Below are 11,833 nucleotides of genomic sequence, written 5' to 3' on the forward strand. Positions count from 1 at the left end.
AGCCCAGGCGTTTCGCAGTCGGGCTCAGTCGTGCGGGAGGTCGCTCGCGTCGGCACCGAACGTCGCGAGTTCTTCCCGCACGACATCGAACGCCATCCCCTGCGCGTAGCCGCGCCGGGCCAGCATCCCGACCAGCCGCCGCACCAACTTGTCGCGTTCGGCCGCGATCTCGCGCCGATCCCCTTCGGTGGGCAGCGGCGGCTGGGTGCGGAGCTTCTTGCGGACCAGTTCGACCGCCCGTTCCCGTTCGTCGGCGGTGTCGATCTGTTCGAGGGCAGCCGCCGCGTCGTCGGCGTCGATTCCCTTGCGGCGCAGTTCGAGTGCGATCGCGCGCTTACCCTTCCCCGCGTGCAGATGCCGTGAACGTGCCCACTGGTTGGCGAAATCCGCGTCGTCGATCAACCCGACCTCGGTGAGACGGTCGAGGGCACGTTCGGCGACGTCGGACGCGAACCCCTTCTGCTCGAGCTTCGTCGCGAGCTCGGATCGGCTGCGTGCCCGATCGGTCAGCAGACGGAGACAGACGTCCTTGGCCTGCGCTTCGGTGCCGCCGCCGGGCAGTTCCTGCTCGGTGCGAGCCGAGCGCCGCCGTCCGCGTCGTTCGCGCCGAGCGTCGGGGCGTCGCTCCTCGGAATCGTCCATGACGCGCACAGTAGCCGGACGCACCGACAGCGCGGCCGGGTGCGGATACGCCACGGGGGCACGGACGACGTGCGTCCGTGCCCCCGTGGGGACGTGGGCGGTGACTAGAAGTCGACCGGCTCCTCGACATCACTCGGATCGGTGAGAACGGCACCGATGCCGAGCTTCTCCTTGATCTTCTTCTCGATCTCGTCGCGCACATCGGTGTTCTCGAGCAGGAACTTGCGGGCGTTCTCCTTGCCCTGCCCCAGCTGGTCGCCCTCGTAGGTGTACCAGGAGCCGGACTTGCGGATGAAGCCCTGCTCGACACCCATGTCGATGAGCGAGCCCTCCTTCGAGATGCCCTGGCCGTACAGGATGTCGAACTCGGCCTGCTTGAACGGAGGCGAGACCTTGTTCTTGACGACCTTCACGCGGGTGCGGTTGCCCACCGCGTCGCCCCCGTCCTTGAGCGTCTCGATCCGGCGCACGTCCAGACGCACGGAGGCGTAGAACTTCAGCGCCTTACCGCCCGTGGTGGTCTCGGGCGAGCCGAACATCACGCCGATCTTCTCGCGCAGCTGGTTGATGAAGATCGCGGTGGTGCCGGAGTTGTTGAGCGCACCGGTCATCTTGCGCAGTGCCTGGCTCATCAGGCGGGCCTGGAGACCGACGTGACTGTCGCCCATCTCGCCCTCGATCTCGGCGCGGGGCACGAGCGCCGCGACCGAGTCGATGACGATGATGTCGAGCGCACCCGATCGGATGAGCATGTCGGCGATCTCGAGGGCCTGCTCACCGGTGTCGGGTTGGGACACGAGCAGGGCGTCGGTGTCGACACCGAGCTTGCGCGCGTAGTCCGGATCGAGGGCGTGCTCGGCGTCGATGAACGCCGCGATGCCGCCGGCGGCCTGCGCGTTGGCGACCGCGTGGAGGGCCACCGTCGTCTTACCCGAGGATTCCGGGCCGTAGATCTCGATGACGCGCCCGCGCGGCAGGCCGCCGATACCGAGAGCCACGTCGAGTGCGATCGACCCGGTGGGAATGACTGCGATGGGCGGACGGACGTCCTCGCCCAGGCGCATCACCGAGCCCTTACCGAAGCTCTTGTCGATCTGCGCGAGGGCGAGCTCGAGCGCCTTCTCGCGGTCGTGAGCCTGTGCTGCCATCTTGGTCCCCTTAATAGAATCTCGTCCTTGTTGTCGACGACGTTAGAACCCGGCACCGACAAGTTCGCTGTCGCGACCGCGGAAACGCCGTATCTGTGGATGGAATCACCACCTGTGGACAACCCACCCGGCGTTCCCAGCATAGCCGAACACGTGTTCGAAATCCGGTCGCTTCGTGTACGCCAGGAATGGTCTCATCCCGGTCGGACAGAGAATCGATTCCGGCATCTACTCCTGCACCGATTCCGGTCGGGAACAGCCCCGACCGGCTCCGCGGCTACCGCCGCACGGGTGGGACGTCGAACTCGTCGCAGAGAGCGCGCCATACCTCCCGGGGCTCCTGTCCCGCCTCGATCGCCTCGGCCGCCGTCCGTCCACCGAGCGAAAGCAGCACGTGATCGCGCAGCAGGGCATCGCCGTGCATCTGTCCGAACTCGTCCCGGACCACCTCGTAGAACTCCGTCAACCGCACCCCGACCACGGTAGTCGCGCGCGGTGTGGCGCGACAGTCAGTCCGCTGCGGCCTCGCACACCGCGACCGGATCCTCCACGTCGCCGGCACCGTCCGCGGCCGCACGAGCCGCGGCGGCGAAGTCCGGCGACGACAGCACGGTGTCGATCGCGGAGCGGACCGCATCCGCGTCGAGCGGACGCACCACCACCGCACTCCCCTGCCGTGCGGCGCGGTTCGCCAGCTCCCACTGGTCGCCGCCCCCGGGAACGATCACCGCCGGAACCCCCGCACTCAGCGTCTTGGCGAGCATCCCGTGCCCACCCCCGCACACGACGACATCGGCCTGCCGGAGCAGGACGTCCTGCCTGCCGCGACCCGAGACGGCCCAGCTGGGGAGCGACTGCGGCGGAGGGTCGAGCATCGTCGCGGCGACCCGCATCCCGGCCCCGTCGAGTGCGTCGCAGACCGTCTCGACCATCCCGGTCACGCCGGTGACCGCGGTCGACGGCGCGACCATCACGAGAGGTCCGTCCCCTGGCGGCGGATCGAGGATCTCCACGGTGGGTTCCCACAGCAGCGGACCGACGACGTGCGCGTGCCCGGGCCAGTCGGGACGTGGCACCTCGAGTGCCGGCAGGGTGGCGATCAGCCGGGGCCGGGGCCCGGGATCGCGCGCCGGCAGACCGATCCCGACGCGTGCGGCAGAACGCTCGCGCTCCCCCTGCCGCAGCGATCTCGCGGTCATCGCTCGCAACGCGGCATCCCTCAACCGGCCCCGCACGCCCCTGCCCACATCGAGACCGCTGCCGATCGGCGGGAGCCCGCGCGACGGCAGGTACAACGGGTGCGGCGAGAGCTCGACCCACGGGATCCCCAGGCGCTCGGCGGCCATCCCTCCGCCGGCGGTGAGCACGTCCGCCACGACGAGGTCGGGTAGCAGGGCCCCGAGATCCGGGAGCATCTCGCTCGCGATATGGGCGGCGCGGGCGTGGATCTTCGCCCCCGCGTCGCCGTCGTCGTCCCCGAGCCGGGGCGCCAGCCCCTTCAACTCAGCGAACGTCACACCGGGCAGCTCGAGGCCGAGCCATCGTTCGCCCGTGAGGACGACCGCGTCGTGCCCGGCATCCGCGAGCCGCAGCGACAACGCGATCGCCGGAATCGCATGACCCGCATCGGGCCCGGCCACCACCGCCACTCGCACGCGCACAGCCTGCCACAGGCCACCGACGGCGGGACGCTTCCTATCCCGCGAAGGTGTACAACTCGAACCCGGAGGCGCGCTCGGCAGCGAATCCCGGCAGCGGCGCCGATGCGCGCTCCACCTGTTCGCGCGCTTGTGCCTCCACCGGCCTGTCGTCGAGAGCCTGCAGGTACAGACGGTGCGCCGCGAGGGACTCGACTGCCAGTTCGACCGTATCGGTCACGTCCACCGCGTGGGTCGGAGGCGAACCCGGACACACGGCAGCCCATCGCACGCCGTGCCACGGTTCCAGACCGCGTTCGGTGAGTTCCGGGAAGATCCATTCGTTCGCGGCATCGGAGACGGCGTCGAGGACGCTGATCCCGAGCGCCCGATGGTCGGCACTGTTGACCCAGCCCGGCCGGGGCGACAGCCCGAACGCGAGCGTGACCACCATCTCAGGACGATGACGTCGGATGGCGGAAGCGATGTCGCGACGGAGATCGAGACTCGGGACGAGTCGACCATCCGGGTGCCCGAGGAACTCGACGGTATCCACTCCGACGATCCGCGCGGACTCGCGCTGCTCCGATTCCCGCACCGGCCCGCTCTTCTCGGGCGACAGACCGGCGATGCCCGCCTCGCCACTGGTGGCCAGAACGTAGGAAATCTCCTTGCCCTGTCGGGTCCACCGCGCGATCGCCGCCGCCGCGCCGTATTCGATGTCGTCCGGGTGGGCGACGACGACGAGTCCGCGTTGCCAGTTCTCCGGTACCGCCTCCACAGCTGCCCCCTTCGTCTACAGACGTGTCAGGTCGTGCTTGTCACCTCCCGATACTGCCTTGTACAGCAGGTATCCGCCGAAGATCACGGCGCCGAGTACGAGAAAGCCGAACAGGTTGTCGAGCAGGGCGCCGAGGACGGCGAGACCGACCCACACCACCGCGACGATTCCTACGATCTTCCAGAACATTGGGTACTCCCACCCTCGATGCCGACCTCTTCCGAGTCGGACTCCGTTTGCTCGGTACGCCTCGATCCTGACAGCTCGAGCAATGAAAAACAGCAGGTCAGCGCAGATATCAGGGAAAGATCAGGGGACACCCGGAGGCGCACCCCGGTGTGGCCCACGGGCACCCGGAGACGGGTCGGTGACCCGCGGCACGCCGGTACGGCTTAGGCTCTACGGGTTCGCCGTCCATACCAGAAGGCTGAGTAACCGTGTCCTCGTCCCCCCGTATCCCCGCGCGCGACCTCGCGCAGATCGCCGTCTTCGCCGCCCTGATCATCGCCCTGGGACTGCCCGGTCAGATCAGTATCGGATCGTCCGGCGTGCCCATCACGCTGCAGACCTTGGGCGTGATGCTCGCGGGTGCACTGCTCGGCGCACGCAAAGGTGTCCTGTCGGTGCTCACCGTGATCGTGCTGGGGCTGGCGCTGCCCGTACTCGCCGGCGGGCGCACGACCCTCACCTCGCTGGCAGGTCCCACGGTGGGCTTCCTCATCGGCTGGATCCCTGCCGTCGCCGTGATCGGCTGGCTGAGCATGAAGATGCTGCCGCGATACCGCACGTTGCCCGGTGTGGCCGTCAACGTCCTCGGTGGCATCGTCGTCCTCTACGCCTTCGGTATCGCAGGCATGGTCCTGCGCACGGATCTCACGGTGTGGGCCGCCGCCGCGGCCAACGTCACCTTCCTGCCGGGCGATCTGGCCAAGGCGGTCGTCGCCGCAGCGGTCGCCGCCCAAGTGCATCGCGCCTATCCCGCACTGGCGGCACCGCGCATCGCGCACCGCCCCGCTGCGGATCCCGCGCACTGACGCCGTCCGACCGTCGATGAGCGAGATCCGATTCCGGGAGGTGCGGCACGCCTACGGCGACCGCACCGTCCTCGACGGGGTCGACGTGGTCCTCACCGAACGACGCGTCGGCATCGTCGGAGCGAACGGCAGCGGCAAGTCGACGATGGCGCGCATGATCAACGGCCTGCTCGTCCCGTCGTCCGGCTCGGTGACCGTCGACGGCCTCGACACGGCGCGCAAGGGCCGGGAGGTCCGCAAGAAGGTCGGATTCGTCTTCACCGACCCGGACCATCAGATCGTCATGCCGACGGTCGCCGAGGACGTCGCCTTCTCGCTGCGACGCAGCGGACTCGGCAAAGAGGAACGCGAAGCCCGGGTAGGGCAGGTCCTCGCCGACTTCGGGCTCGCGGGGCATCACGACCACCCCAGCCACCTGCTGTCGGGCGGCCAGAAGCAGTTGCTCGCGCTCGCCGCGATCATGGTGACCGACCCGGCGGTGCTCGTCGCGGACGAACCGACGACCCTGCTCGACCTGCGCAATACGAAGCTCATCGCGCGCACCTTCGCGAGCCTTCCGCAGCAGGTGATCGCGGTGACCCACAATCTCGAACTCCTCGTGGACTTCGATCGTGTGCTGGTGGTCGACTCGGGGCGGGTCGTCGCCGACGACGAACCGGCGTCCGCGCTCGCGTTCTACCGGAATATGATCGGGTGAACACGTTCGGCCTCTACCATCCCGGACGCTCCGTCCTGCACCGGCTTCCGGCGGGAGCGAAGCTGCTCGCGGTCGCAGCACTGATCCTTGCGCTGACCCTGTGGATCCGGCAACCCTGGCAGGTGCTTCCCGCCCTGGCCTTGGCCGTGCTCGCGTATGCGGCCGCGCGCATACCTCCGCGTCTGGCGGTTGTGCAGCTGCGGCCGCTGGTGTGGATGCTGGCGATCATTGCAGCGTTCCAGGTGCTCGTGGCGGGGTGGGAACGGGCGGTGGTGATCTGCGGGTCGCTGCTCGTGGCGGTCGCCCTGGCCGCCCTGGTGACCCTCACGACGCGGACCACCGACATGCTCGACGCGATCGTGCGGGCGGCCCGTCCCCTCGCGCGCGTCGGGGTCGATCCCGACCGGGTGGGACTCGTGCTGGTGATGACCGTCCGCGCGATCCCGCTGATCGGCACCGTGGTCACCCGCGTGACCGAGGCACGCAAGGCGCGCGGTCTCGGATTCTCGTTGCGGGCGCTGGTGGTTCCGGTGGTGGTGGGAGCCCTCCGCACCGCGGAGGCGATGGGCGAGGCCCTCGCCGCTCGCGGTGTCGACGACTGAGAGGTGTCGACGACCGACGTGTTCGGCTCGCGGTATCGATGATGGGGGTGTTCCACCCCTCAGGGGTGGTAACGCTGCTCGATCTGCCCCAACTCGCGCCAGGACTGCGCCCAGCTCTCGAGTTTGTCGGACGTGGCGATCAGTTCGGCGCGTCGCTGGTCGAGCATCGCCAGCGACCGGTTACCCTCGGCGGTCGCGGCGAGGCGTGCTGCGGCGGCGACGAGTTCCTCGAACTGGTCGACACCCGTCCCGAGACGCTCGCCCGCGTCGACGATGGCCGCGGACAGGTGGGTCTTGGCGGCCGCACTGCCCTGCGCGGCGGATTCGAGGGCAACGACGTCCTCGACGACGGCATCGAGTGCGGATGCGGCTGCGCGGGCCGCGTCGTCGATCTCGGTGAGGTCGTCGGGGGCCACGGAGTTCGACCGCACGAGCACACCGAGCAGGCGCCGCAGGCTCTCCTCGTTCGCCGCGAGGCGTTCCATCGGGGCGCGGGCGACCGAACCGGCCGGTGGCAGCGACCGGCGGCGCGGCGGCGGTGGGGGCAGCGGCACCGCATCGAGGCGACGGAAGGTACGGACGGCGAGGACGGCAGGCACTGCGAGAGCCGCCGTCGCTCCCCCGGCCGCGACGAGCGTCCATTCGGGAGCCGACGCGACGGCCAGGGTCGCGGTGCCGATCGCCGTGGTGCCCGAGCCGGCACCGAAGAAACTGGCACGCCGACGCGCGCGACGCTTCTTACGCCGCAAGCGGGCGGCGGGATCGCGCCAGCGGCGCGCGGCCTCCATCGCGTTGCCGGTGGCATCACGGAACGCAGAGACGACCGAACCGGGGATGTTCCCGGTCCGGTCGTCTCCGGAGACGTTCACGGCGGATCAGTTCCGAGGCGTGCGGATCAGCGGCCGGTGGTACCGGCAGCGTTGGGGGGCTCTTTGCGCGTGTCGACGGCAGGGTTGGCGGGGGTGCCCGGAAGCGCCTCGCCCTTCATCGACGCCCGGATCTGCTCGAGTCGGCTGTGACCGGCCATCTGGACGGTGGCCTGCTGAACCTCGAGCATGCGGCCCTGCACCGAGTTCTGGGCGAGCTCGGCCGAACCGAGAGCGTTGGCGTAGCGACGCTCGATCTTCTCGCGGACGGCATCGAGGCTCGGAGTGGTGCCCGGAGCTGCGAGGGTCGAATCCATCGAACGCAGCGACTCGCTCACGCGCTCCTGCATCTTGGCCTGCTCGAGCTGGCTGAGCAGCTTCGTGCGCTCTGCGACCTTCTGCTGCAGCGCCATGGCGTTCTGCTCGACGGCCTTCTTGGCCTGCGCGGCGGCCTGGAGCGACTGGTCGTGCAGCACCTTGAGGTCCTCGACGGACTGCTCGGCGGTGACGAGCTGTGCCGCGAAGGCCTCGGCCGCGTTCGTGTACTGGATCGCCTTCTCGGTGTCGCCCGCCGCCGTGGCCTCGTCGGCCATCATGACGGCCTGGCGGGCACTCGCGTTGAGCTTCTCCACCTCGTCCAGCTGACGGTTGAGCTTCATCTCGAGCTGACGCTGGTTACCGATAACGGAGGCCGCCTGCTGCGAGAGTGCCTGATGCTGACGCTGCGCGTCCTCGATCGCCTGCTGAATCTGGACCTTCGGATCGGCCTTCTCATCGATCTTCGAGTTGAAAAGCGCCATCAGGTACTTCCAGCCCTTGACGAAAGGATTAGCCATGGGTGTGATCCTGCCTCCATCTGGTACGCCGCGCCGAACGCGACCCGGTACGCGGCCCTCGCGCCCCGGTTCGAAGATCGCCGGTCCGCTGCTACCCCCGACGACCCACCTGCCCCGGCCGGGTCCGTGCACGCACCACGCCCCGGCTCGATGTCGCTTACGACCGTATCCGGCGAGACCGGCACGGTTCGTGATCCATGTTAGGCGGCTGCCAGCGCCTGTGCGGCGGGTGCAGGGATCACCATGCGCGGCTCCTGCGCGAGCAACCCGGGCTCGGCGGTGGCGCCGTCGTCGGACCGCTCGGCCGGTGCCGTGTCGGCTGCGGTGGTCTCCATGTCCGTGCGACGGTCGAGGCCGTCCGCCAGCAGACCGCTCACATCGAACAGCACGTCGGACAGCGGGACCTCCAGTGCATCGCAGATGGCCGCGAGCAGTTCGCTCGAGGCCTCCTTCCTGCCGCGCTCGATCTCCGAGAGATAGCCGAGGCTGACCCGGGCGCTGCTGGAGACTTCGCGCAGGGTGCGGCTCTGCGAAACACGGGTGCGCCGAAGGCTGTCACCGAGTGCCTCACGCAACAACAGCGCCATCCCATCCTCCTTCGTCCGTCGTGCCGACACCTCGTCAACGCACGACGACGCTGCGAGGTTCCCGCAGATCGATCGGACCTCGATACCGCGGTGTCCAGACATTACAACGCCGACGGCGGTTGCAGACGCCCGAGTAGTCCCGACACCGCGTAGTCCCGACACAGCGTAGTCCCGACACAGCGGTGTCGACCGCACCGAGCCGGATCCCGCACGTCCCGCCCCGTGGTTACCGGGCGTCCTCACCCACCGTGCGGCCGTCGCCCGGCATGTCCTGGGCAGCGGCGCCCTCCCCCGCGGCGCCCTCCCCCGCGACGTCCACCCTCGGGACGTCCTCCGCACGGGCGGTCTCGCTCTCGCTCCGGCGCACCCCGGTACGCAGCCGGATCGCCTGGACCACGTAGTCGAGTCCCGTCACCACCGTCAGGGCGACCGCCAGGATCATCAGGCCGATCGCCACCGGCGCCACCGATTCGGGCAGCGGCAGCAGGTAGACACCGATGGCGAGCGTCTGCACCAGCGTCTTGAGCTTGCCACCGCGACTCGCCGGGATCACGGCGTGCCGGAGCACGGCGAACCGCAGGGCGGTGATCCCCAGCTCCCGAGCAGCGATGATCCCGGTGACCCACCACGACAGGTCACCGAGCATCGACAGCCCGACCAGCGCGGCACCGATGAGGGCCTTGTCGGCGATAGGATCGGCGAGTTTGCCGAAATCGGTGACGAGACCGTGCTTTCGCGCGAGTTGACCGTCGATCCGGTCGGTGATGGCGGCGATCGCGAAGACTCCGGTCGCCGCGAGCCTCCACCCGATGTCGTGCCCGTCGCCGACGAAGAGCAGCACCAGGAAGACCGGTACCAACGCGATCCGACCCACCGTCAAGATGTTGGCGATGTTCCACAACGGCACCGGATCGTGCGGGCTCCCGGCGTGCGGTCCCGGTGCGGCGCCGCTCCCGCCCGACGCGGTGACATGCTGGCGGGGCGTGCTCATGTGCCCCACAATATCGGTAGCCGCACGCGCTACTGTTCACCGCATGACGACACCGCCGACGAACCACGACTCGAACGATCGAATGGTCGTACGGCGCGCCCGAACCTCCGACGTGCCCGAGATCAAGCGGCTCATCGACATCTATGCGGGCAGGATTTTGCTCGAGAAGAATCTGGTGACCCTGTACGAGGCCGTCCAGGAGTTCTGGGTGGCCGAACTCGGGGGTCGGGTCGTCGGGTGCGGGGCCCTGCACGTGCTGTGGTCGGATCTCGGCGAGGTGCGCACCGTGGCCGTCGACCCGTCCGTCAAGGGCCACGGCGCAGGTCACCTGATCGTCGAGCGCCTCATCGAGGTCGCCCGCGAGCTCGAGCTGGAACGACTGTTCGTGCTCACCTTCGAGGTGGAGTTCTTTGCGCGGCACGGTTTCACGGAGATCCAGGGGACTCCGGTGACGGCCGAGGTCTATGCGGAGATGTGCCGGTCGTACGATACGGGCGTCGCGGAGTTCCTGGACCTGAGCTACGTGAAACCGAACACGCTCGGGAACACCCGGATGCTCCTCACCCTCTGATCGAGACCCACGAAAGCGAGGCCCGCATGGCCCTGTTCGCCGTCGAGTACACCTATTCGGATGCGACCGCCTCGGCGCGCGACGAGCACCGCCCGAAGCACCGAGCATGGCTCGGCGATCTCGTCGAACAGGGCATCGTGCGGGCGACCGGCCCGTGGACCGACGGTTCGGGTGCGCTCATCCTCGTCGACGTGGCCGACGAGGCCGCGGCGCGCGAACTGATGGCCCAGGACCCGTTCGCGCAGCGCGACCTCGTCGATGCCGTGCGCATCACCGGGTGGAACCCGGTGATGGGCGTGTTCAACTCCTGACGGATTCCTTCTCACCGCGCGTCTTGAGCAGGCTGGCCACCGTCGTCACGGCCAGCACTCCGACGATCACGATCAGGGACACGCCGGTGGAGATCTCCGGGACGGCGACGTGCTCGCCGCCGTTGATCCAGCCGAGCGTGTTCTCATGCAGGGCGTGGAGCACCAGCTTCACGCCGATGAACGCGAGGATGATCGACAGTCCGTAGGACAGGTAGACCAACCGCTCGAGCAGACCGCCGATGAGGAAGAACAGCTGGCGCAGGCCCATCAGCGCGAAGGCGTTCGCAGTGAACACCAGGTACGGCTCGTTGGTCAGACCGTAGATCGCGGGGATCGAGTCGAGCGCGAAGAGGATGTCGGTGAAGCCGATCGCGACGAGCGCGAGCAGCATCGGCGTGACGAACTTCTTGCCGTCGATGCGGGTGACGAGGCGGTCGCCGTCGTACTCGTCGTGCACCGGCAGGAACTTCCGGGCCAGCTTGACCATCCGGTTCTCCGAGATGGCCTGCGGGTCCTCACCGTGGTCGCGGATGAGCTTGACCGCCGTGTAGATGAGGAAGAAGCCGAACAGGTAGAACACCCAACTGTAGGCGTTGATCGCCGCGGCACCGACCGCGATGAAGGCTCCGCGCATGACCAGCGCCAGCACGATGCCGATGGTGAGGACCTTCTGCTGGTACTCACGGGGCACCGCGAAGGTGGCCATGATGATGACGAACACGAAGAGGTTGTCGACCGACAGCGCCTTCTCGGTGATGTAGCCGGCGAAGTACTCACCGCCGTAGGTCGGTCCCCAGACCGCGAAGACGATCACGCCGAAGAGGATCGCGATGGCGACGAAGACGGCCGACCAGAAACCGGATTCGCGCAGTGTGGGCGCGTGCGGCTTGCGGACGTGGGCGAAGAAGTCGAAGATGAACAACCCGATGATGACGGCGATCGTGATCAACCAGGTAGTCAGGTTTACGTGCATGGGCACATAGGCCTTCCGGTAGGTATGTGTACCTGCCGGAGGTCTCTCCCGCCCGGACTATCGCCGGACCGACGGCCCCGGGACGGCATCGGTGCCGAACGTGTTGACGAGACCGCCGCGGATCTGGGGATACTCCCCTCCACAGCTCCCACGATTG

The 11,833-nt window shown here is 68.5% G+C and carries 16 protein-coding genes; 5 read left to right on the forward strand and 11 right to left on the reverse strand.

The genetic code is table 11. The features are described from left to right. Window positions 1–24: 24 nt before the first annotated feature. From recX to BLV31_RS25050, 6 genes are all read right to left on the reverse strand, one after another. The gene (recX, locus tag BLV31_RS15860) at window positions 25–642 is read right to left on the reverse strand and encodes a recombination regulator RecX (protein ID WP_033096537.1); all 618 of its coding nucleotides are present in this window, start codon (window positions 640–642) and stop codon (window positions 25–27) included. Between the two features lie 104 nt (window positions 643–746). After that, entirely contained in the window at window positions 747–1,790 is a 1,044-nt protein-coding gene (gene recA, locus BLV31_RS15865) for a recombinase RecA (protein WP_006551292.1), read from the reverse strand. Between the two features lie 277 nt (window positions 1,791–2,067). Continuing rightward, window positions 2,068–2,262: a DUF3046 domain-containing protein gene (locus tag BLV31_RS15870; RefSeq protein WP_006551291.1), complete on the reverse strand. Its 195-nt coding sequence runs from the start codon at window positions 2,260–2,262 to the stop codon at window positions 2,068–2,070. Window positions 2,263–2,299: 37 nt separating this feature from the next. Continuing rightward, entirely contained in the window at window positions 2,300–3,445 is a 1,146-nt protein-coding gene (locus tag BLV31_RS15875; RefSeq protein WP_211269808.1) for a glycosyltransferase, read from the reverse strand. A gap of 40 nt (window positions 3,446–3,485) precedes the next feature. Next, window positions 3,486–4,208, reverse strand: coding sequence for a PIG-L deacetylase family protein (locus BLV31_RS15880; RefSeq protein WP_033096535.1), 723 nt, complete (start codon window positions 4,206–4,208; stop codon window positions 3,486–3,488). 15 nt (window positions 4,209–4,223) lie between these two features. Beyond that, complete coding sequence (locus BLV31_RS25050) at window positions 4,224–4,397, reverse strand: hypothetical protein (RefSeq protein ID WP_006551287.1); 174 nt, start codon at window positions 4,395–4,397, stop codon at window positions 4,224–4,226. A gap of 248 nt (window positions 4,398–4,645) precedes the next feature. Between BLV31_RS25050 and BLV31_RS15885 the strand changes: the two genes are divergently transcribed. The 3 genes from BLV31_RS15885 to BLV31_RS15895 are packed head-to-tail and all read left to right on the forward strand — an operon-like array spanning window position 4,646 to window position 6,541. Continuing rightward, the gene (locus tag BLV31_RS15885; RefSeq protein ID WP_006551286.1) at window positions 4,646–5,242 is read left to right on the forward strand and encodes a biotin transporter BioY; all 597 of its coding nucleotides are present in this window, start codon (window positions 4,646–4,648) and stop codon (window positions 5,240–5,242) included. A gap of 16 nt (window positions 5,243–5,258) precedes the next feature. Next, window positions 5,259–5,939: an energy-coupling factor ABC transporter ATP-binding protein gene (locus BLV31_RS15890; protein WP_064060784.1), complete on the forward strand. Its 681-nt coding sequence runs from the start codon at window positions 5,259–5,261 to the stop codon at window positions 5,937–5,939. Next, a complete protein-coding gene (locus BLV31_RS15895; protein ID WP_019289168.1) occupies window positions 5,936–6,541 on the forward strand; it encodes a CbiQ family ECF transporter T component in 606 nt (201 codons plus the stop codon). Before BLV31_RS15890 ends, BLV31_RS15895 begins: the two co-directional genes overlap by 4 nt. Window positions 6,542–6,600: 59 nt before the next feature. Here BLV31_RS15895 and pspM read toward each other — a convergent pair whose 3' ends face one another. The 4 genes from pspM to pgsA all read right to left on the reverse strand — a co-directional run bounded on the left by pspM (window position 6,601) and on the right by pgsA (window position 9,821). Then, window positions 6,601–7,410 (reverse strand): phage shock envelope stress response protein PspM, encoded by an 810-nt coding sequence (gene pspM / locus BLV31_RS15900; RefSeq protein WP_006551284.1) that lies wholly within the window; start codon window positions 7,408–7,410, stop codon window positions 6,601–6,603. A gap of 26 nt (window positions 7,411–7,436) precedes the next feature. Continuing rightward, on the reverse strand, window positions 7,437–8,243 hold the full coding sequence (gene pspA / locus BLV31_RS15905) for a phage shock protein PspA (protein ID WP_064060783.1): 807 nt from the start codon (window positions 8,241–8,243) through the stop codon (window positions 7,437–7,439). A gap of 200 nt (window positions 8,244–8,443) precedes the next feature. Continuing rightward, a complete protein-coding gene (locus BLV31_RS15910) occupies window positions 8,444–8,830 on the reverse strand; it encodes a helix-turn-helix domain-containing protein (protein WP_006551282.1) in 387 nt (128 codons plus the stop codon). Window positions 8,831–9,056: 226 nt separating this feature from the next. Beyond that, window positions 9,057–9,821 carry a CDP-diacylglycerol--glycerol-3-phosphate 3-phosphatidyltransferase gene (gene pgsA, locus BLV31_RS15915; protein WP_072740498.1) on the reverse strand — a complete coding sequence of 255 codons (765 nt, stop codon included), beginning with the start codon at window positions 9,819–9,821 and terminating at the stop codon, window positions 9,057–9,059. Between the two features lie 43 nt (window positions 9,822–9,864). Here pgsA and BLV31_RS15920 point away from each other — a divergent pair, with 43 nt between their 5' ends. Continuing rightward, window positions 9,865–10,392, forward strand: coding sequence for an amino-acid N-acetyltransferase (locus tag BLV31_RS15920; RefSeq protein ID WP_228045020.1), 528 nt, complete (start codon window positions 9,865–9,867; stop codon window positions 10,390–10,392). A 26-nt stretch (window positions 10,393–10,418) separates the two neighbouring features. Beyond that, window positions 10,419–10,703, forward strand: a complete 285-nt coding sequence (locus tag BLV31_RS15925; protein WP_033096530.1) for a YciI family protein — start codon at window positions 10,419–10,421, stop codon at window positions 10,701–10,703. Here BLV31_RS15925 and BLV31_RS15930 read toward each other — a convergent pair. Then, on the reverse strand, window positions 10,693–11,676 hold the full coding sequence (locus tag BLV31_RS15930; protein WP_006551278.1) for a TerC family protein: 984 nt from the start codon (window positions 11,674–11,676) through the stop codon (window positions 10,693–10,695). The two genes, BLV31_RS15925 and BLV31_RS15930, sit on opposite strands and share 11 nt — an antisense overlap. Window positions 11,677–11,833: the final 157 nt, after the last annotated feature.

Source organism: Rhodococcus pyridinivorans, from assembly GCF_900105195.1.
Taxonomy (GTDB): domain Bacteria; phylum Actinomycetota; class Actinomycetes; order Mycobacteriales; family Mycobacteriaceae; genus Rhodococcus; species Rhodococcus pyridinivorans.